This window comes from Streptomyces sp. NPDC050743 (assembly GCF_044456925.1).
In the GTDB taxonomy this organism is placed as follows: Bacteria; Actinomycetota; Actinomycetes; order Streptomycetales; family Streptomycetaceae; genus Streptomyces.
This window is the reverse complement of sequence record NZ_JBITGJ010000002.1, coordinates 76773-96389: the sequence shown is the minus strand read 5'-3', so window position 1 is coordinate 96389 and position 19617 is coordinate 76773. Positions and strand designations below refer to the sequence as shown.

The following is a 19617-nucleotide window of genomic DNA, read 5'->3' as shown; positions in this document are numbered from 1 at the left end:
GAGAACCCGGACCTTACCGCCCGGACAGCTGAGACGATCGGACCATGGACGTGGAACTCCCCGAACTCCCCTTCCCTCTCCGCACCTACGGGCCCGACGGGCACTGGTCGTACGAGGACGGTGTGCTCACCGGCTGGGCCGGCCCCCGGCAGGACCGGTTCGTCACGCCCACCGGGGAGGCCCTGGACCCGGCCTCGGACGCGCCCCGGCTGCTGGGGGCGCCGGAAGGGGACTTCCAGCTGATCGCCCGGGTCACCGTCGGGTTCAACGCGTCCTTCGACGCGGGCGTGCTCTACGTCCACGTCGGCGACCGGGCCTGGGCCAAGCTCTGCCTGGAGTACTCCCCGGACGTGCCCACCGTCTGCACGGTGGTCACCCGGGGACACTCCGACGACGCGAACTCCTTCACGGTGGAGGGGAGTTCGGTCTGGCTGCGGGTCAGCAGGACCGGGCGGGCCCTGGCCTTCCACGCCTCCCGGGACGGCGAGCGCTGGACCTTCGTCCGGCTGTTCACCCTCGGCGACGAGAAGGAGACCGGTGAGGCGCTGGTCGGCTTCATGACCCAGTCGCCGCTGGGGGAGGGCTGCGTGGTCACCTACGACCACCTGGAGTTCAGGACGTCCTGGCCGAGCGACCTGCGAGACGGAAGCTGAGCGCGAACGTCACCGTGAGCAGGGCCGCGCTGACGGCCAGGCTCCAGCGCATGCCGGCCTGGAAGCCGTGGCCGAGCAGCGCCCCGAACACCGCGATGCCCAGGCCGCCGGCCACCTGACGGGCCGAGTTGAGCACCCCGGCGGCAAGGCCCGCCCGTTCGGCGGGTACGGCGTCCATCATCGCGGCGGTCAGCGGCGGCACCGTCAGCGCGCAGCCCAGCGCCAGCGGCACCAGCAGCACCGACACCAGGGCCGGGGGCGTGCCGGCGTCGACGTACAGCAGCAGGAGCAGGCCGGCGACGGCGATCGGCTGCCCCACGAGCATCGGCAGCCGGGCGCCGTAGCGGCCCGCGAGCTTGCCCGCCACCACGTTCGTCACCGCGATCAGGCCCGTCATCGGCAGGAACATCAGCCCGGCGGACAGCGCGGAGTGGCCCTGGACCTGCTGGAAGAAGAGCGAGAAGACGAACACCATGCTGTAGAACGCCACACTGACCGCGGAGCCCGCCGCGACCGCCGTCGCCACGGTCCGGTCGCGGAACAGGCCGAGGGGCACCACCGGGTGGGGCCGGCGCGCCTCGACGCGCAGAAACGCCGCGCCCGCGAGGACGGCCACCGCCAGTGCCGCCCAGCCCGCCGTCCCGCCCTCGATCACCGCGAAGGTCAGGGACACCAGGGCCGCCACCGCCGTCAGCTGGCCGGGCAGATCCAGCGGTGCCGGGCGGGGCCGCGAGCGCGGGGCACGGACGAGCAGGGCCAGGATCGCGGCCCCCACCGGCAGGTTGACGAAGAAGATGCCACGCCAGTCCCAGACGGTGGTCAGCGCACCGCCCGCCACCGGGCCGAGGGCCACGGCGAGCGAACCGCCCGCCGCCCAGGCCGCCACCGCGCGGGTCCGCCGCGCCGGTTCCCGGTACGCCTGCCGCACCAGCGCCAGCGACGCCGGGAGCACCACCGCCGCCGCGGCACCCTGGACCACCCGCGCGCCGATGAGGGCCGGCAGACTCGGCGCCAGTCCGCAGGCCGCCGAGGCGAGCGTGAACACCGCGGTGCCGAGGGCGAACGCCCGGCTCGCCCCGGCCCGGTCGGAGAAGGCCCCGGTCGACAGCATCAGCGCCGCGAACGCCAACGTGTAGGCGTCCACCACCCACTGCAGGCCGGACATCCCGCCGCCCAGGGAGGAGCCGATCGCGGGCAGGGCCACATTGACCACGGACGCGTCGAGACAGATCAGCGCGAAGCCGAGCAGGGCGGCGGTGAGGGTGAGCGCGGCGGAGGACCCTGCGGGCTCCAAGTCACCTTCCTCGGAGCCGAGTTGTCGGACCCCGGGCATCTGGTTCGTTGACATGCTCCCATGCTGCGGATCGCCGGCGTCGTACAGTAGTGGCCTGAATGCCATGCACCCGGAGGTTCTGGCCATGCCGCACCGCGTCGCCGTCATCGCGCCCTCACCGGTGTCGATGTTCAACCTCGCCATCCCCGAGATGCTGTTCGGCAAGGTGGAGGTGGACGGCCGACCGGGCTACCAGGTGTTCGTCTGCGCCGCGGACCCGGGCCCGGTCCCCACCACCGGCGGTCTCGACCTGCACGTACGCCACGGGCTCGACGCCGTGTGCGAGGCGGACACGGTGGTCGTCGCGGGCACCGGCGCCCCGTTCGAGCCGGAGCCCCGGATCGTGGCGGCCGTCCGTGCGGCCGCCGCCGACGGCAAGCGGATCGCCTCCATCTGCACCGGCGCCTTCCAGCTCGCCGAGGCGGGCCTGCTGCACGGCCGCAAGGCCACCACGTACTGGGCGCACGCCGACGAGCTGCGCAGACGGTACCCGCAGGTGCAACTCCAGGGCGACGTCCTGTACGTCCAGGACGGGCCCTACGTCACCTCCTCCGGCTACGCCGCCGGCATCGACCTGTGCCTGCACATCATCCGCACCGACTACGGCGCCGCCGTCGCCAACGAGGTCGCCCGCCTCGCCCTGGTCGCCCCGGTCCGCCCCGGCGGCCAGACCCAGTTCACCCACACCCCGCTGCCGCCCGAGCGCGGCACCGCGTGCGCCGACACCCGCGGCTGGGCCATGCGCAACCTCGACAAGCCGCTCACCCTGACCGACCTGGCCCGGCACGCCGGGGTCTCGGTACGCACGCTCACCCGCCGGTTCCACGCGGAGACCGGCGTCAGCCCCCTGCAGTGGCTCCTCCACCAGCGCATCGAGCGGGCCAGGGAACTGCTGGAGACCACCACGCTGCCCATGGACCAGGTGGCCGCGGCCTGCGGCCTCGGCACCGCCGACTCCCTGCGCACCCACGTGGTGCGCCGCACCGGCCTCACACCGAGCGCGTACCGGGCCCAGTTCAGCCGCCTCGGAACCGGGTCCGGCGCGGTCACGTCATTCGTTGCGTGATCAGTCAACGTGTGACGGCCGGTCCGGTGATCCGCACCGCCCTCCCCGCCGAGGCCGAGGTCATCGCCGAGCTGCACTTCCGGGCCCGTTCGACGTACTACCCGGAGGGTGTCCCGCAGGCCGACGTCGACTGGACCGAGGCCTGGCGCGGTTCCGTCGAGCGCCCCGACGGCCATGTGCTGTGCGCCGTCGCACAGGGCCGGATCGTCGCCGTCGCCTCCTTCCGCACCCCGGACGGCGCCCCCGCGGAAACGGTCAAGCTGTTCCAGTTCCATGTCGACCCCGGCCACTGGCGTTCCGGCATCGGCGGGGCCCTGCACGCCGCCTGCGTGGAGGAGTGGCGCGCCGACGGCAAGCGCACGGCGGTCCTCGACGTCCACGTGGACAACCGGCGCGCCCAGGCCTTCTACGCCCGCCAGGGCTGGGTCCCGGATCCGGAGAACCCGCCGGCCGAGGGCGACCACCACCTCGTCCTGCGCTTCTCCGTGCCCCGGGAATGAGGCCGGCTGTTTGAACGTTCACGTACCGGGCGGAGAGAGCCTCCGTGCCCGTACGACCCGAAGAAGGCCGAAGACATGCGCGTCGAGATCTGGAGCGACATCGCCTGCCCCTGGTGCTATGTGGGCAAGGCCCGCTTCGAGAAGGCGCTCGCCGCCTTCCCGCACCGCGACGACGTCGAGGTCGTGCACCGCTCCTTCGAGCTGGACCCGGGCCGCGCCAAGGGCGACGTCCAGCCGGTGATCACCATGCTGACCAGGAAGTACGGCATGAGCGAGGCCCAGGCCCAGGCCGGCGAGGACAACCTCGGCGCGCAGGCCGCCGCCGAGGGCCTGGACTACCGCACCCGGGGCCGCGACCACGGCAACACCTTCGACATGCACCGGCTGCTGCACTTCGCCAAGGAGCAGGGCAGGCAGGACGAGCTGATCCAGATCCTGTACCGGGCGAACTTCGCCGAGGAGCGGTCCGTGTTCACCGAGGGCGACGAGCGGCTCGCCGAGCTGGCCGTGGAGGCCGGTCTCGACGCCGAGGCCGTCCGCGCGGTGCTCGCCGACCCCTCCCGCTACGCCGACGAGGTCCGCGCCGACGAGCGCGAGGCCGCCGAGCTCGGCGCGAGCGGCGTGCCCTTCTTCGTCCTCGACCGGAAGTACGGAGTCTCCGGCGCCCAGCCCGCCGAGGTCTTCACCCAGGCGCTCAGCCAGGCCTGGGGCGAGCGCTCCCCGCTGAAGCTGGTCGAGCAGGGGGACCAGGGGGACGGGGCGGCCTGCGGGCCCGGCGGGTGCGCCGTGCCGCAGCAGGGCTGAAACCGCAGGTCGGGGCGGACGTATAAGAAGGCCTAAGCGGATCCACGTAAAAATTCGCAATGGACGGGGACTTCACGGGGCCGCAGAGTGGACCCATGGAGACCACGGAGACGTTCGAGAGCCTCGTCCGCGCCGAGTTCGCCCCGAAGAACACCTACCTGAACACCGCGAGCAGCGGCCTGCTCCCGGCCCGTACGGCCGCCGCGCTGCACGAGGCGGTCGCCATCCGGGCCGAGGGCCGTCCGCTGGATCCGCTGTTCGACGACGTCGAGGCCGCCCGGGCCGCGTTCGCCCGGCTGGCCGGGGTGCCGGTCACCCGGGTGGCGGCGGGCCCGTCGGTCTCCGCCCAGACCGGGCTGATCGCCGCCTCGCTCCCCGCGGGCGCCGAAGTGCTCACCGCGGAGGACGACTTCACCTCCGTACTGAACCCGTTCCATGTGCGCGGCGACCTCAAGGTGCGCGCGGTCCCGCTGGAACGGCTCGCCGAGTCGATCCGGCCGGGCACCGCACTGGTCGCGGTCAGCGCCGCGCAGTCCGCCGACGGACGGATCGCCGACCTGCCCGCCCTGCGCGCGGCGGCCCGGGCGCACGGTGCGCGCACCTACATCGACTTCTCCCAGGCCGCCGGCTGGCTGCCGCTGGAGGCGGACGCCCACGACTTCACCGTCGCGACGACCTTCAAGTGGCTGCTCGGCCCGCACGGGGCGGCCTTCCTCGTCGTCCCCGAGGACTTCGGCGGGCTGTCCCCGCTGCTGGCGGGCTGGGTCGCGGCCGAGGAACCGTGGAACAGCTGCTACGGCCCGGTGACCGAACTCGCCCACTCCGCCCGGCGGTTCGACGTCAGCCCGGCCCTGTTCACCTACACCGGGGTGGCGCGGTCGCTGGCCCTGATCGAGGAGCTGGGCGTGGCCGTCGTACAGGCGCACGACCTGGCGCTGGCCGACCGGTTCCGCGCCGGGCTCGTCTCACTCGGTCACGAACCGCTGCCCGCACCCGGCTCGGCCATCGTCTCCGTGCCCGGACTGGGCGCGCGCCAAGGGGAGTTGAGCCGCGCGGGCATCGAGGTCTCCAACCGCGCCGGCAACCTGCGCGCGTCCTTCCACCTCTACAACACGGAAGCGGACGTGGACCGCCTGCTGGACGTCCTGGCCGGCTGACGACGTAACCGGGCCGGAGCCCCCCGTCCCACACGAGGAGGCCCCGGCCCGGTGCCGGAAGGGGGCTACTTCACCGGGGTGAAGTCCCGCGCCCCGATGAACTCGGGCCGCCGCACCGGGGCCGCGAACGGCTCGACCGCCGTGTTCTCCACGCTGTTGAACACGATGAACACGTTGCTGCGCGGGAACGGCGTGATGTTGTCGCCCGAGCCGTGCATGCAGTTGCAGTCGAACCAGGTGGCCGAGCCGGCCTTGCCGGTGAACAGCCGGATGCCGTGCTCGCCCGCCAGCGCGGTCAGCGCCTCGTCGGAGGGCGTGCCCGCGTCCTGCATCTGCAGCGACTTCTTGTAGTTATCCTTGGGCGTGGCGCCGGCGCAGCCCAGGAACGTCCGGTGCGAGCCCGGCATGATCATCAGGCCGCCGTTGGTGTCGTGGTTCTCGGTCAGCGCGATCGAGACGGACACGGTGCGCATGTTCGGCAGACCGTCCTCGGCGTGCCAGGTCTCGAAGTCCGAGTGCCAGTAGAAGCCGCTCGCGCCGAAGCCGGGCTTGACGTTGATCCGGGACTGGTGGACGTAGACGTCCGACCCGAGGATCTGCCGGGCGCGGCCGACCACCCGCTCGTCGCGCACCAGGTTCGCGAACACCTCGCTGATCCTGTGCACCTCGAAGACCGAGCGGATCTCCTTGGACTTCGGCTCCACGATGGAGCGCTCGTCGGCGCGGATCGCCGGGTCGGTGACCAGCCGGTCCAGCTCACGCTTGTAGACCGCGACCTCGTCCGGGGTGATCAGCTCCTCGATGGCGAGGAAGCCGTCACGCTCGTACCCCTGCAGGTCGGCCGCGGGGATCGGGCCCGGGGTGCCGGGCGAGCCCCAGACGACCGGGTCCTGGCGCGGGACGGTCACCTCGGTGGTGCCGCGGGTCGGGTAGAGATCCTTCACGGGTGCGGTGGTCATGGGTTCTCACACCTCCTCGGGCTCGGTGAGCAGCGGGTAGACGCCGTTCTCGTCGTGGTCCTCCCGCCCGGTCACCGGCGGATTGAACACGCAGATGCAGTGGAAGTCCTCCTTGACGCGCAGCGTGTGCCGCTCGTGCCCGTCGAGGAGGTACATGGTGCCGGGCGTGATGGTGTACGTCGTCCCGGCCTCGTGGTCGGTGAGTTCGGCCTCGCCCTGGGTGCAGACGACGGCCTCGATGTGGTTGGCGTACCACATCGACGTCTCGGTGCCGGCGTACAGGATGGTCTCGTGCAGGGAGAAGCCGACCCGCTCCTTGGCGAGGACGATCCGCTTGCTCTCCCACGTGCCGGACTTCGACTTGATGTGCCGGTCGGTGCCTTCGATGTCCTTGAACGATCGGACGATCACGGTGTGTTCTCTCTCCGGTTGATCAGAGGGTCGATCAGAGGGGTCGGTCAGACGGTTTCGCGGACGGCGCGGGCCAGGATGCTCAGGCCCTCGTCCAGCTCGTCGGAGGTGACGGTGAGCGCGGGCAGCAGTTTGACCACCTCGCCCTCGGGGCCGGACGTCTCGATGAGCAGCCCGAGCTCGAAGGCCCGCCGCGCGATCCGCGAGGCCCGGTCCTTGTCGTGGAACTCCATGCCCCACACCAGGCCGCGCCCGCGGTACTCCTTCACATCGGCGAGGTTCTCCTCGGTGATGGCGATCAGCGCCTGCTCGACCTGCTCGCCACGGGCGCGGGTCTGCTTCTCCATGGCAGAGCCGTCGGTCCAGTACGTCTCCAGCGCCGCGGTGGCGGTGACGAACGCGGGGTTGTTGCCCCGGAAGGTGCCGTTGTGCTCGCCCGGCTCCCAGACGTCCAGCTCCGGCTTGAACAGGCACAGCGACATCGGCAGCCCGTAGCCGCTGATCGACTTGGACACCGTGACGATGTCGGGCGTGATCCCCGCCTCCTCGAAGGAGAAGAAGGCGCCGGTGCGGCCACAGCCCATCTGGATGTCGTCGACGATCAGCAGCATGTCCTGCCGTTCGCACAACTCCTTCAGCGCGCGCAGCCATTCGGGCCGGGCGACATTGATGCCGCCCTCGCCCTGCACGGTCTCCACGATCACGGCGGCGGGCTTGTTGAGGCCGGAGCCCTGGTCCTCCAGCAGCCGCTCGAACCACAGGAAGTCCGGGACCGTGCCGTCGAAGTAGTTGTCGAACGGCATCGGCGTGCCGTGCACCAGCGGGATCCCGGCGCCGGCCCGTTTGAAGGCGTTGCCGGTCACCGCGAGCGAGCCCAGCGACATCCCGTGGAAGGCGTTGGTGAACGACACGATCGCCTCGCGCCCCTTCACCTTCCGGGCCAGCTTCAGCGCCGACTCCACGGCGTTGGTGCCGGTCGGGCCCGGGAACATGACCTTGTACGGCAGATCGCGCGGGCGCAGCACCAGGTCCTGGAAGGTCTGCAGGAAGGACCGCTTGGCCGTGGTCGACATGTCCAGGCCGTGGGTGACCCCGTCCCGCGACAGATAGTCGATCAACGCCCGTTTGAGCACCGGGTTGTTGTGGCCGTAGTTGAGTGAGCCGGCACCGGCGAAGAAGTCGAGGTAGGCATGACCGTCCTCGTCGAACATCCGGCTGCCCTGCGCGCGGTCGAAGACCGTGGGCCAGCCGCGGCAGTAGCTGCGCACCTCGGACTCGAGTGTCTCGAAGACGCTGAGGTCGGGCTGGGTGATGGTCACGGTGAATCGCTCCTCAGTGGGCGGTCGTGTCGGTCAACGGGCCGATGCGGTAGAGGACTTCGGGGTCGTGCGGGCCGTCCGGGAACAGCTCGGCGGGGAACAGCACCGCACGCTCCAGGGACGCCCCGTGCCGGGCGGCGAACGAGGTGAACAGCCGCTCGGAGGCGGTGTTGCCGGGAGTGATGGTGGTCTCCACGTCGGTGATGCCGCGCTCGGCGGTGAGCCGTGCGATCAGCCCGTCCAGCAGCGCGGCGGCGACACCGAGACCGCGGTGGGCGGAGTCGACGGCCACCTGCCAGACGAGCAGCGTGCGGGGGCGCTCCGGCCGCACATAGCCGGTGACGAAACCGACCGGCTCCCCGTCCGCACCACGCGCCACCGCCGAGGTGCCGGCGAAGTCCCGGCACCACAGCAGATAGCTGTACGAGGAGTTCAGGTCGAGGGTTTTCGAGTCCTTGGCGAGACGCCAGAGCGCGGCTCCGTCGGTCACCGCCGGCTGATCGATGAGCAGGTCTGCGGGTGCGGCAGTCATGCGGCACGAATTTAGCGAGGTGAATTAGGAAATGCACGGCCACTCTCACTGCGCCGCACAGAGGGTCTGTTGAAATGCCCGGATTGACCTGCGTTAAATCGGGACAAAGTTACCGCATTGTGGAGTGCGTCACATGCTTGAAACCGTCAAAAAACCGCCAGGAAACTTCCCCGTTTAGCCCTGGAAAAAGCGGGCAGAAGAGGATGGGAAGCTGCCACCCGGAAAAATGGCGGAAATTGTGAAGCTAAATTGAATTCATGTTCCGGTGACCCCGTCGATTCGTTCACGCAGAATGTCGGCATGTCCGTTGTGCCGGGCGTACTCCTCGATGAGGTGGATCAGCACCCAGCGCACACTGACCTCGACACCGGCCATCGGCTCGTCGACGATCCGCCCGGTACCGTCCAGAGGCAGCCCGGCGAGAAGCTCCCGGCCGCACGCGATCTCCCGCCGCCACACGGCCAGCGCCTCTTCGAGCCCCCGCTCCGGATCGAGGGCGTACCCCGTCTCCTCCTCGAACACCGGCGGCACCTCCCGACCGGCCAGCACCCGCTGGAACCAGTTCCGCTCGACCTCGGCGAGGTGCTGCACGAGCCCGAGCAGCGTCAGCTCCGAGGGCTCGGCCGGGGCCTGCCGCACCTGCGCGTCGTCCAGCCCCCGGCACTTCAGCTCCAGCGTGGCCCGGTGAAAGTCCAGCCAGCCCTCCAGCAGGGCGTGCTCGGACCCGGTCATCGGGGGGATGGGCCGGCCGTCGGGGAGGGCGTGCGGGGCCTGGGATGTCCGTGGTGTGGTCATGCGGGGAGGATGGCACGGGCCACTGACATCCACCCGGCACGAACGGGGGTCCGGGGGCCGGGCCCCCAGGACCCGGCGTCAGACGCCGAGCGCCGCCCCGAGCGCCGCCAGACACCTCTGCACGGTCTCCGGCGAAGCGTCCGCCCCGTAATGGTTCACCCGGATCATCTCCCTGGCCAGCGCCCCGCCACCGGCGGCGATCGGCAGCGTCGGGTCGTCGGCCAGGGCGCGCGCCACCAGCTCCGAGGCGACCACGCCCGCCGGCACCCGGAGCGTCGTGGCCACCGGGGCCGCGTCCTTCTCCTCGTACACATACGGCTCCAGGCCACCGCCCAGGGCCACCGCACCGGCCCGCGTGGCCAGCGCGGCGTCGCGGTGCCGGGCCATCACCGCATCCAGCCCCACCGACTCGATCCGCTCCAGGCACGCCTGAAGCGCCAGCATCTCCAACTGCGCCGGCGCGTGCGGCAGCACCGCGCGGCCGGTGTCGATCCAGCGCTCCTTCCAGTCCAGCAGGGACAGATAGGAGCGGCGCGGCGCGTTCGGGTTCGCCGCCATCCGGGCCCAGGCCCGCTCGCTCACCGAGATCGCCGACACACCCGCCGGGCCGCCCATCGCCTTCTGCGCGCCGATCACGCACAGGTCCACGCCCCACGCGTCCGGCAGTACCGGCTCCGCGCCCACGGATGCGACCGCGTCCAGGTAGAACAGCGCGCCCTGCTCCCGTACCGCCTCGCCGATCTGCGCGACCGGGTTGGTGTTGCCGGTCGCCGCCTCCGCGTGCACCAGCGACACGAAGTCGATCTCCGGGTGCCGGGCGAACGCCTCCCTGATCCGGTCCGCGGTCACGGCCGTGTGGAAGGGCACGGAGAGGTCGTACACCGTGGCACCCGCGTCCCTGAGCCAGTTGCCGAAGGTCTGCCCGTAGGGGCCCGTGATCACGTTCAGGGCCACCGTGCCCGGACCGGCCGCCGCGCGGATCGCGCCCTCCAGCGGCAGCAGCGCCTCACCCTGCGTGATCAGCACGTCCTGCCGGGTGTCCAGCAGCCGGGCGACCCCGTCCTCGATGGCGGCGAAGCGCTCGGCGCTCAGCGGGGGCAGGTCGAGGAAGGGGTGGGTCACGGTGGTGCTCTCTTCGTTCTCGGCGTCAACGCGGGGGGCAACTCCACCGATCTTAGGTCCAACGGCTCCGTAACCATCGGTTTGATTTGAGAGACTCAAATGCTTCCTTATAATCGGAACCCACAGTTCCCCCACAGAGAAGATCCCCCCATGAAAACCCTCCTCGGACGCCGGACCCGCCTCCTGGCTGCCACCACCGCGACCGCCGGGCTCGTCCTCGTCGTGGCCGGCTGCTCCTCGAACGGCGACGGGGGGAGCGGCGGTGCCACCGTCAAGGGGGTCCACCTCGTCAAGGCCGGACAGCTGACCACCTGCACCCACCTGCCCTACCCGCCGTTCCAGTCGGAGATCAACGGCAAGGTGCAGGGCTTCGACGTCTCCCTCATCGACCTCGTCGCCAAGAACCTCGGCGTCAAGCAGCAGATCGTCGACACGCCGTTCGAGAACTTCAAGACCGGCGCCTTCCTGAACTCCGGCCAGTGCGACCTGGCCGCCGCCGGCATGACGATCACGCCCGAGCGCAAGAAGAACGTCGACTTCTCCGACCCGTACTTCGAGGCCACCCAGGCCGTCCTCGCCGCCAAGAACAGCGGCGTCGACTCGCTCGCCGACGTCAAGGCCAAGGGCAAGAAGCTCGGCGCCCAGGCGCAGACCACCGGCGAGGACTACGTCAAGGGCAAGGGCTACGACCCGATCTCCTTCGAGTCCTCCGACGCGGTCCTCAACGGCCTGCGCACCGGCCAGGTCCAGGCCGTCGTCATCGACTACCCGGTCGTCCAGGGCTGGCTGAAGGACAAGGCCAACGCGGACAAGTTCAAGGTCGTCGACAACCTCAAGACCGGCGAGCAGTACGGCTTCACGGTCAAGAAGGGCAACACGGCGCTGCGCGAGGCGATCGACAAGGCCCTGAAGGACGCCAAGGCCGACGGCACCTACAAGAAGATCTACGAGCAGTGGATCGGCCCGTACAACCCCTCCGTGGCCTCTCCCGCCGCCTCATGACCGACACGGACGTACGACTCCAGCCGAAGAAGCAGGGGCTGACACGACGCCAGAAGCGCCGGCTGTCGCGCGGCATCCAGTACGCCGTCTTCGTCGCCGCCGTGATCGCCATCGCGGTCACGGCGGACTGGGGCCGGCTGCAGAACCAGTTCGCGCAGGGCGGCATCGCGAAGCAGATGTGGCCGGACGTCATCACGCTGGCGCTGAAGAACACCGTCCTGTACACGGTGTCCGGCTTCGTCCTCGGACTGGTGCTCGGCCTGGTCATCGCGCTGATGCGGCTGTCCTCCGTGGGGCCGTACCGCTGGGTGGCCGGCATCTACATCGAGATCTTCCGCGGCCTGCCCGCCCTGCTGATCTTCGTCTTCATCGCGGTGGCCGTCCCGCTGGCCTTCCCGGGCACGGAGATCCCCGGCGGCACCTACGGCAAGGGCGCCCTCGGCCTCGGACTCATCGGTGCCGCCTACATGGCGGAGACGTTCCGCGCCGGCATCCAGGCGGTCCCCAAGGGGCAGATGGAGGCGGCGCGTTCGCTGGGCTTCTCGCCCGCCCGCGCGATGATCTCCATCATCATCCCGCAGGCGTTCCGGATCATCCTCCCGCCGCTCACCAACGAGCTGATCATGCTCTTCAAGGACTCCTCCCTGGTGCTGCTGCTGGGCGTGACCCTGGAGGAGCGCGAACTGTCCAAGTTCGGCCGGGACCTGGCGAGCACCACCGCCAACTCCACGCCGATCCTGGTCGCGGGCCTGTGCTATCTGCTGGTCACGATCCCGCTCGGCTTCGTCGCCCGCCGTCTGGAGGCCAAGGCCCAGAAGGAGATCAAGTGACCCGCCCCGAGATCCGCGTCCAGGACCTGCACAAGTCCTTCGGCGACAACCACGTCCTGCGCGGCATCGACCTGGAGATCAATCAGGGCGAGGTCGTCTGCGTCATCGGCCCCTCCGGCTCCGGCAAGTCGACCCTCCTGCGCTGTGTGAACCTGCTGGAGGAGCCCACCAAGGGCCAGGTCTTCGTCGGCGGCACCGAGCTCACCGACCCGGACGTCGACATCGACGCCGTACGCCGCCGGATCGGCATGGTCTTCCAGCAGTTCAACCTCTTCCCGCACCTGAGCGTCACCGAGAACCTCACGCTCCCGCAGCGCAGGGTGCTCGGGCGGGACAAGGCGGCGGCCGCGCGGATCGCCGCCGAGAACCTGGCCCGCGTCGGCCTGGCCGAGAAGGCGGAGGCCTACCCCTCCTCGCTCTCCGGCGGCCAGCAGCAGCGTGTGGCCATCGCCCGGGCGCTGGCGATGGGCCCGGAGGTCATGCTCTTCGACGAGCCGACGTCCGCCCTCGACCCGGAACTGGTCGGCGACGTCCTCGCCGTCATGCGCATGCTCGCCCGCGAGGGCATGACCATGATGGTCGTCACCCACGAGATGACCTTCGCCCGCGAGGTCGCCGACCGGGTCGTCTTCATGGACGGCGGCGTGATCGTCGAGGACGGCAGCCCCGAGCAGGTCATCGGCGCCCCGCAGCACGAGCGCACCCGCCACTTCCTGTCCCGGCTGCTCGACCCGGCGATGGCCGAGGTCGAGGAGGAGACCTCCGACCAGGTGGGGAAGGACCGGCCGTAGGTCGTTAGGGTGCAGGACATGAGCGATGGCGCGGTGCTGCACGTGAAGGGGCGGGTCCTCGTCGGACCCGAGGAGGTCCGCGACGAGCTGTGGGTGGTCGGGGGCCGGGTGTCCTACGACCGCCCCGCCGGGGCCGGGGACGTCCGGACCGTCGAGGGCTGGGCGCTGCCCGGCCTGGTCGACGCGCACTGCCATGTGGGCCTCGGCGCCCACGGCCCGGTCGACGCCGCCACCGCCGAGAAGCAGGCGCTCACCGACCGCGAGGCCGGCACCCTGCTGATCCGGGACGCCGGTTCGCCCTCCGACACCCGCTGGGTCGACGACCGCGAGGACCTGCCGAAGATCATCAGGGCCGGCCGGCACATCGCCCGCACCCGCCGGTATATAAGGAACTTCGCCTGGGAGATCGAGCCGGAGGACCTGGTCGCCTACGTCGCCCAGGAGGCCCGGCGCGGCGACGGCTGGGTCAAGCTGGTCGGCGACTGGATCGACCGCGACCTCGGCGACCTGTCCGCCTGCTGGCCGCGCGAGGCGGTCGAGGCGGCCATCGCCGAGGCCCACCGGCTGGGCGCCCGCGTCACCGCGCACTGCTTCGCCGAGAGCTCCCTGCGCGACCTGGTCGAGGCCGGCATCGACTGCATCGAGCACGCGACCGGCCTGACCGACGACCTGATCCCACTGTTCGCCGAGCGCGGCGTCGCGATCGTCCCCACCCTCGTCAACATCGCCACCTTCCCGCAGCTCGCGGCCGGCGGCGACAGCAAGTTCCCGCGCTGGTCCGCGCACATGCGCCGGCTGCACGAGCGCCGCTACGACACCGTGCGCGGCGCCTACGACGCCGGGATCCCGGTGTTCGTCGGCACGGACGCCGGCGGCTCGCTGGCCCACGGTCTGGTCGCGGACGAGGTGGCGGAGCTGGTCACCGCCGGCATCCCCGCCGTGGACGCCGTGTCGGCGGCCTCCTGGGGCGCCCGCGCCTGGCTCGGCCGACCCGGTCTGGAAGAGGGCGCGCCGGCCGACCTCGTGGTGTACGAGGACGACCCGCGTACGGACGTACGGGTACTGGCGGCACCGCGCCGGGTGGTGCTGAACGGACTCGTGATCGACTAGGTGCGCGCAGGGGGCAGGGGAACGGCTGTGCCTGCCGATTCGAATCGGTGTGCGGCAAATCCACGTTTGAGTGAAGTGACGCAGGATCGCTGACCGTTCACCCACAGTGCGTACAAGGTTGACGGGTCCCAAGCAAGTTTCCACTGGGGGTCCCACCGCCTTGAACAGCAACAACTCCCGCATGCCCGCACGCCGTCTCGCCGCCGCGGCGACGGTCACCGCCCTCGCCGCGGCACCCGCGGTCCTGGGCGCGGGCGCCGCGCACGCGACCGGTGACCACGGTCGCGCCTCCGCCGTCGTCCTGCGCACCGGGCTCGACGTGTCCCTGCTCAACAAGACCGTCGACGTCCCGCTCGCGGTCTCCCTCAACGAGGTCCAGGCACCGCAGAGCGCCGACAGGACCGCGCTGTCCGCCCGGCTCGACGGCGTGGCCGGCGGCAGACCGTTCACGGTCCTCGGCGCGGACGTCGCGTCGGCGAAGGCCACCGTGACCGCCGGGCGCGCCGAGGGCTCGGTCAGGCTCGTCGGCGCCAGGATGCACGTCCCCGGCCTGCCCCTGCTGTCCCTGATCGAGGTGGGCACGGTCACCGCCAAGGCCACCTGCGAGGCCGGCAAGGCACCCGTCGCCGACGCGAACGTCCTCGGCGCCGTCACGGTCCTCGGCAAGCGCGTCACCCTCACCGCCGGCGGCCCGACCGAGGTCAAGGTGCCCGGCGTCGGCGAGGTCCGCCTCGACCTCGCGCAGCGGCGCACCACGACCCGCACGGCCGCCGCCACCGCCCTCGAACTCAAGGTCTCCGTCAACCCCTTGAAGCTCAACGTGGCCGACGTCGAGGGCACGGTCACCCTGGCGAAGGCCACCTGCGAGACCCCGGCGGTCCCGCCCACCCGCCACCCGGTGCCGAGCCACGACCCGGCGGCCGACGTGAAGCCCCAGGGATCCCAGGCCGACCTCGCGGAGACCGGCGGCAGCTCCGCGACCCCGTACATCGCGGGCGGCGCGCTGGCACTGCTGCTGCTCGGCGGGGGAGCGGTGACGGTGGCCCGGCGCCGCAAGGGCTGACACCACCTCCCTGTGCCGCTCCCCGCCCGGCCGTGCGGCGGTGGGCCCGGCTCACGCCGGGTAGGGAGCGGCCTTACGGCCTGACCGGAGCGTGGCCGCCCACCAGGACAACTGGTCCAGCAGGGTCTTGGCGTAGCCCGGGGCCTGCTCGTCCAGCGGGCGGCCGTCCCGCCACGCGGTGAAGTAGTTCGGGAAGGCCAGACCGTCCCGGATGGTCACCGCGTGCAGCTCGGTCAGCACGTTCTCCAGGTGCAGCACGGCGTGCCGGCCACCGGCCGCGCCGCCGTAGCTGACGAAGGCGACCGGCTTGGCCGTCCACTGGGTGAAGTGCCAGTCGATGGCCGCCTTCAGGGAGGCGGGGTAGCTGTGGTTGTACTCCGGGGTGACGACGACGAACGCGTCGGCCTCCTCCAGCGCCGAGGTCAGCCGGGCCATCCCGGCCGGACGTGGGTAGGCGTCCCCGGCGAACTTCGGCGACTCCACCGGCAGCGCCAACGGAATGTCGACGTCGGCCAGATCGACGACGTCGACCTCGAACCCACCGTGCTCGCGGGCCTGTTCGGCCACCCACGAACCCACGACCGGCCCGAACCGGCCTTCCCGGACGCTTCCGACGATGATCAGCAACTTGTGCGTGTTCTCCATGCCCCTCACGATCGGCCGCCGGGCACGAGGTAACCAGGCCGGGCCCAGGCTGGCCCCCGGAGGGCCACCCTGAGCCCTCCACCGACCGTGGGCCGCCGACCTATCCTCGGCCCATGGGTACGCCACTGGGGGACTTCATCCGGGCCAAGCGCGACAGCATCCAGCCGGAGACACTGGGGCTGCCCGAACGCGGCCGGCGCCGCTCCCCGGGCCTGCGCCGGCTGGACCTCGCCGCACGGGCCGGCATCAGCGTCGAGTACCTGACCCGCATCGAACAGGGCCGCGACCGCAAGCCCTCGGTGTCCGTGGTCAACGCCCTCGCCGACGCGCTCAGCCTCGACCCGAACGAGCGCAACCACCTGCGCTACCTCGCGAAGATCACCGGCGGCGTCTGCACCGCCCACCGCCCGCCGGCCCCGCCCGGCCGGGACGTCCGGCCCTCTCTCCGCCAGACCCTCGGCCTGCTGGAACCGGGCATCGCCGTCGTGACCAACCGCCTCGGCGACATCCTGGCCCACACCAGCGGCTATGAGCTGGTGACCGCCGGCACCGGGCTGCTCGACGGCTACGCCCCGAACCTCACCCGGTACGTCTTCACCGACCCCCGCGCACGTGCCTTCTTCGCCGACTGGGACGAGGTCGCCGACGAGCAGGCCTTCGACCTGTGGCTCGGCCCGTCGCTGGAGAGCTCGGAATGGCTCAGCACGGAACTGGCCCCCGTGGCGGGCCCCGAGTTCACCCGCCGCATCAACCGCCACGCGGTGCCGCGCCGCGGGGTGCTCCGCCTGAACCACCCGGCAGGTCCGGAACTCCGCCTCACCCGCGAAACGCTGGACGCCCCGGCGGACGCCCAGCAACTCGTGGTGTTCCTGCCGGCGGACGAGGAGACGAGCGAGGCGCTGGCCGGACTCCGGGCACGCACGCGAGGAAGGCTGAGGGCGATCTCGTAGCGGAACCTCTCAGCCGAGCGCAACGGACAGCGCCGAGAGAAACCCGCTCACCGTCACCCGGTCCCGCACGGCCACCCGCACCCATTCCACGCCGAGCCCCGGGAACGTGTCCCCCCGCCGCACCGCGTAGCCAAGGTCACGCAACCGGTGTCGTACAGCCGCCGCCCCCGGCATGCGGACCAGCACGAACGGCCCCTCCGCAGGCTCCACCACCCGCACTCCCCGCGAAGCGAACTCCGACAGCCCCGCCACCAGGTGGGCCCGGTCCGCCGCGATGCGATGCGCCGCATGCCCCGCCTCCGCCAGCGCGCGAGACGTGACACACGCCTCGGCCGCGGCCAGCGCCGGCGTAGACACCGGCCACAACGGCTGGGCCCGCTCCAGTTCGGCGACGATCTCCGCCGGAGCCAGCACATACCCGATCCGCAGCCCGGCCAGCCCCCACGTCTTGGTCAGACTGCGCAGCACGACCAGCCCCGGCACATCCGTCCTCCCGGCCAGCGCCTCCCGCTCACCCGGCACCGCGTCCATGAACGCCTCGTCGACCACCAGCACCCGCCCCGGCCGGGCGAGCCGGGCGATCGCGCCCGCCGGATGCAGCACGGACGTCGGATTCGTCGGATTCCCGATGACCACCAGGTCCGCCTCCTCCGGCACCGCCGCCGGATCCAGCCGGAACCCGTCCTCCTCCCGCAGCAGCACCCGGTCCACGGTGTGCCCCGCGTCCCTGAGCGCCGCCTCCGGTTCGGTGAACTGCGGGTGCACCACGGCCGGTCGCCGTACCTTCAGCGCGCGGGCGAGCAGCACGAACGCCTCCGCCGCGCCCGCCGTCAGCAGCACCCGCTCCAGGGGCAGCCCGTGCCGCGCCGCCACCGCCGCCCGCGCGGCCCGCCCGTCCGGGTAGGCCGCGAGGGACGACAGCGAGCCGGCGATCTCCTCCCGCAGCCACGAAGGAGGCGTGTCCGCACGGACGTTGACGGCGAGGTCGACCAGCGCGGCCCCGTCGTCCCGCACCTCGGCGTCCCCGTGGTGCCGTAGATCCTGTCCCGTGCCCTCAGTGCGCATGGCTGTGCGAGTGCCCCCCGTGATGGTGCCCGTGACCGTGCCCGGGGCCGTGGTGGCCGTCGTCGTCCGGGTGGAAGTGCGGCTGCTGCGGCAGCCCCACCTTGTCCTCGAAGCCCGGCAGCGCGATCCGGTACACGCACGAGTCGCAGTTCATGCGCAGATCGCCCTTGACAGCCTCCTCGTACCGCTCCAGCACCAGATCCAGCAGCTCCGGCTCGGGCCCGATGACATCAGCCGACCGCACCTCGATCTCCGGGTGCGCGGCCGCCCACCCCTCGGTCTGCTGCCGCACCCGGTCCGGCAGGATCCCGGTGAACAGGAAGTAGGGGAGGACGACGATCCGCCGCGCCCCCAGCGCCGCGCACCGGTCCAGGCCGCTCGGCACGTCCGGCGCCGCCAGCGACACGAACGCCGTCTCCACCCCGGCGTACCCACGGCCCTCCCACAGCAGCCGCGCCGCCTTGAACACCTCGGCGTTGGCGTCGGGGTCGGTCGAACCGCGGCCCACCAGCAGCACCGTCACATCGGCCCGGTCCCCGGGGCTCCGCCCGGAGGAACCCAGCGCGTCGTCCAGCCGCCGCTCCAGCACGCTCAGCAGCGCCGGGTGCGGGCCCAGCGGACGGCCGTAGGCGTACGAGATCCCCGGGTGCCGTTCCTTCTCGCGGGCCAGCGCGGCCGGGATGTCGCCCTTGGCGTGCCCGGCGGACACCAGCATCAGCGGCACGGTGGCGAACCGCCGTACGCCCCGCGCGACCAGTCCGGCGACGGCCTCGCCCAGCGGCGGCGCGGACAGCTCGATGAAGCCGCCCGCGACCGGCATGTCGGAGCGGAGCTGCAACTGCCGCACGAAGTCGCGGAACGCCTCGGCTCCGGCGTCGTCACGGGTGCCGTGGCCGGCGATGAGCAGGGCGGGCGGGGTGGTCACGAGGCCTCCTCAGACGAAACGGGGTAGTACAGCAGGGCGTTGAGCGCGGCGGCGGCGACCGCCGAGCCGCCCTTCTCGGACACGTTGCTCACGGCGGGCAGCCCGCTCGCGCGCAACGCGGCCTTGGACTCGGCGGCGCCGACGAAACCGACGGGCAGGCCGATGACGAGCGCGGGGGAGGCGTCCAGGGCGAGCAGTTCCTCCAGGGCGGTCGGCGCACAGCCGATCACCCACAGGGCGCCGGGTCCGACCTGTTCGTAGGCGAGCCGGACGGCGTGGGCCGAACGGGTCAGTCCCGGACCGGACCTGACGTCCTTCAGCCGGCAGACCGTCTCCCGGCGGGTGATCCCGGCCGCGACCATCTCCACGTCCACGACGACCGGCGCCCCGGCGTGCAGTGCCGCGTGCGCCTTGACCAGGTCGCCTTCGTCCATAACGAGATCGGTCACGTACTCGAGGTCGGCGGCGGAGTGGATGACCCGCTCCACCACCGCCCGGGTCAGCGGCGGCAAGTGCGAGGTGTCCAGACGGGCACGCAGCCGCCGGAAGGACTCCTGCTCGATCGGATGGACCACACGGGCCACA

22 protein-coding genes are annotated in these 19617 nt (G+C 71.6%); 11 read left to right on the top strand and 11 right to left on the bottom strand.

Going from position 1 to position 19617, the window contains the following annotated elements; translation table 11 throughout:
* The first annotated feature begins 44 nt into the window (after window positions 1-44).
* Complete coding sequence (locus ACIBJF_RS02865) at window positions 45-653, top strand: DUF1349 domain-containing protein (protein ID WP_351800924.1); 609 nt, start codon at window positions 45-47, stop codon at window positions 651-653.
* On the opposite strand, the gene ACIBJF_RS02860 is transcribed toward ACIBJF_RS02865, so the two are convergent.
* Entirely contained in the window at window positions 613-2001 is a 1389-nt protein-coding gene (locus ACIBJF_RS02860; protein ID WP_399171876.1) for an MFS transporter, read from the bottom strand. The two genes, ACIBJF_RS02865 and ACIBJF_RS02860, sit on opposite strands and share 41 nt — an antisense overlap.
* Before the next feature lie 70 nt (window positions 2002-2071).
* On the opposite strand from ACIBJF_RS02860, the gene ACIBJF_RS02855 reads away from it, so the two are divergent.
* From ACIBJF_RS02855 to ACIBJF_RS02840, 4 genes are all read left to right on the top strand, one after another.
* Window positions 2072-3052, top strand: a complete 981-nt coding sequence (locus ACIBJF_RS02855) for a GlxA family transcriptional regulator (protein WP_399172123.1) — start codon at window positions 2072-2074, stop codon at window positions 3050-3052.
* Window positions 3049-3552, top strand: coding sequence for a GNAT family N-acetyltransferase (locus ACIBJF_RS02850; RefSeq protein WP_399171875.1), 504 nt, complete (start codon window positions 3049-3051; stop codon window positions 3550-3552). The genes ACIBJF_RS02855 and ACIBJF_RS02850 overlap by 4 nt, the downstream gene beginning before the upstream one ends.
* Window positions 3553-3627: 75 nt before the next feature.
* Window positions 3628-4356 carry a DsbA family oxidoreductase gene (locus tag ACIBJF_RS02845; RefSeq protein ID WP_399171873.1) on the top strand — a complete coding sequence of 243 codons (729 nt, stop codon included), beginning with the start codon at window positions 3628-3630 and terminating at the stop codon, window positions 4354-4356.
* A 95-nt stretch (window positions 4357-4451) separates the two neighbouring features.
* Window positions 4452-5513: an aminotransferase class V-fold PLP-dependent enzyme gene (locus tag ACIBJF_RS02840; RefSeq protein WP_399171872.1), complete on the top strand. Its 1062-nt coding sequence runs from the start codon at window positions 4452-4454 to the stop codon at window positions 5511-5513.
* Window positions 5514-5578: 65 nt separating this feature from the next.
* Here ACIBJF_RS02840 and thpD read toward each other — a convergent pair whose 3' ends face one another.
* From thpD to ACIBJF_RS02810, 6 genes are all read right to left on the bottom strand, one after another.
* Window positions 5579-6472 carry an ectoine hydroxylase gene (gene thpD / locus ACIBJF_RS02835; RefSeq protein WP_399171870.1) on the bottom strand — a complete coding sequence of 298 codons (894 nt, stop codon included), beginning with the start codon at window positions 6470-6472 and terminating at the stop codon, window positions 5579-5581.
* 6 nt (window positions 6473-6478) lie between these two features.
* Window positions 6479-6883, bottom strand: a complete 405-nt coding sequence (locus tag ACIBJF_RS02830) for an ectoine synthase (protein ID WP_356310542.1) — start codon at window positions 6881-6883, stop codon at window positions 6479-6481.
* A 47-nt stretch (window positions 6884-6930) separates the two neighbouring features.
* Complete coding sequence (gene ectB, locus ACIBJF_RS02825) at window positions 6931-8202, bottom strand: diaminobutyrate--2-oxoglutarate transaminase (RefSeq protein WP_351800938.1); 1272 nt, start codon at window positions 8200-8202, stop codon at window positions 6931-6933.
* Between the two features lie 13 nt (window positions 8203-8215).
* Window positions 8216-8734 (bottom strand): diaminobutyrate acetyltransferase, encoded by a 519-nt coding sequence (ectA, locus tag ACIBJF_RS02820; RefSeq protein ID WP_399171868.1) that lies wholly within the window; start codon window positions 8732-8734, stop codon window positions 8216-8218.
* 255 nt (window positions 8735-8989) lie between these two features.
* Window positions 8990-9529, bottom strand: a complete 540-nt coding sequence (locus tag ACIBJF_RS02815; RefSeq protein ID WP_399171867.1) for a DinB family protein — start codon at window positions 9527-9529, stop codon at window positions 8990-8992.
* Window positions 9530-9607: 78 nt separating this feature from the next.
* A complete protein-coding gene (locus ACIBJF_RS02810) occupies window positions 9608-10651 on the bottom strand; it encodes a pyridoxal-phosphate-dependent aminotransferase family protein (protein ID WP_399171865.1) in 1044 nt (347 codons plus the stop codon).
* A 150-nt stretch (window positions 10652-10801) separates the two neighbouring features.
* Here ACIBJF_RS02810 and ACIBJF_RS02805 point away from each other — a divergent pair, with 150 nt between their 5' ends.
* The 5 genes from ACIBJF_RS02805 (at window position 10802) to ACIBJF_RS02785 (ending at window position 15447) form a co-directional block, all read left to right on the top strand.
* Window positions 10802-11653, top strand: coding sequence for a transporter substrate-binding domain-containing protein (locus ACIBJF_RS02805; protein ID WP_399171864.1), 852 nt, complete (start codon window positions 10802-10804; stop codon window positions 11651-11653).
* Window positions 11650-12483 (top strand): amino acid ABC transporter permease, encoded by an 834-nt coding sequence (locus ACIBJF_RS02800; RefSeq protein ID WP_399171863.1) that lies wholly within the window; start codon window positions 11650-11652, stop codon window positions 12481-12483. The genes ACIBJF_RS02805 and ACIBJF_RS02800 overlap by 4 nt, the downstream gene beginning before the upstream one ends.
* Entirely contained in the window at window positions 12480-13274 is a 795-nt protein-coding gene (locus ACIBJF_RS02795) for an amino acid ABC transporter ATP-binding protein (protein WP_399171862.1), read from the top strand. The genes ACIBJF_RS02800 and ACIBJF_RS02795 overlap by 4 nt, the downstream gene beginning before the upstream one ends.
* Window positions 13275-13292: 18 nt before the next feature.
* A complete protein-coding gene (locus tag ACIBJF_RS02790) occupies window positions 13293-14384 on the top strand; it encodes an amidohydrolase family protein (protein WP_399171861.1) in 1092 nt (363 codons plus the stop codon).
* A gap of 160 nt (window positions 14385-14544) precedes the next feature.
* The gene (locus ACIBJF_RS02785) at window positions 14545-15447 is read left to right on the top strand and encodes an SCO1860 family LAETG-anchored protein (protein ID WP_399171860.1); all 903 of its coding nucleotides are present in this window, start codon (window positions 14545-14547) and stop codon (window positions 15445-15447) included.
* A gap of 51 nt (window positions 15448-15498) precedes the next feature.
* On the opposite strand, the gene ACIBJF_RS02780 is transcribed toward ACIBJF_RS02785, so the two are convergent.
* Window positions 15499-16092: an NADPH-dependent FMN reductase gene (locus tag ACIBJF_RS02780; protein WP_399171859.1), complete on the bottom strand. Its 594-nt coding sequence runs from the start codon at window positions 16090-16092 to the stop codon at window positions 15499-15501.
* A gap of 113 nt (window positions 16093-16205) precedes the next feature.
* On the opposite strand from ACIBJF_RS02780, the gene ACIBJF_RS02775 reads away from it, so the two are divergent.
* The gene (locus tag ACIBJF_RS02775) at window positions 16206-17042 is read left to right on the top strand and encodes a helix-turn-helix domain-containing protein (protein WP_399171858.1); all 837 of its coding nucleotides are present in this window, start codon (window positions 16206-16208) and stop codon (window positions 17040-17042) included.
* A 9-nt stretch (window positions 17043-17051) separates the two neighbouring features.
* On the opposite strand, the gene cobC is transcribed toward ACIBJF_RS02775, so the two are convergent.
* Genes cobC through ACIBJF_RS02760 form a run of 3 tightly spaced genes read right to left on the bottom strand, consistent with a single transcriptional unit; the run spans window position 17052 to window position 19616 of the window.
* On the bottom strand, window positions 17052-18107 hold the full coding sequence (cobC, locus tag ACIBJF_RS02770) for an Rv2231c family pyridoxal phosphate-dependent protein CobC (protein WP_399171857.1): 1056 nt from the start codon (window positions 18105-18107) through the stop codon (window positions 17052-17054).
* On the bottom strand, window positions 18097-19032 hold the full coding sequence (locus tag ACIBJF_RS02765; protein WP_399171856.1) for a sirohydrochlorin chelatase: 936 nt from the start codon (window positions 19030-19032) through the stop codon (window positions 18097-18099). The genes cobC and ACIBJF_RS02765 overlap by 11 nt, the downstream gene beginning before the upstream one ends.
* The gene (locus tag ACIBJF_RS02760; RefSeq protein WP_399172122.1) at window positions 19029-19616 is read right to left on the bottom strand and encodes a precorrin-8X methylmutase; all 588 of its coding nucleotides are present in this window, start codon (window positions 19614-19616) and stop codon (window positions 19029-19031) included. Before ACIBJF_RS02760 ends, ACIBJF_RS02765 begins: the two co-directional genes overlap by 4 nt.
* Window position 19617: the final 1 nt, after the last annotated feature.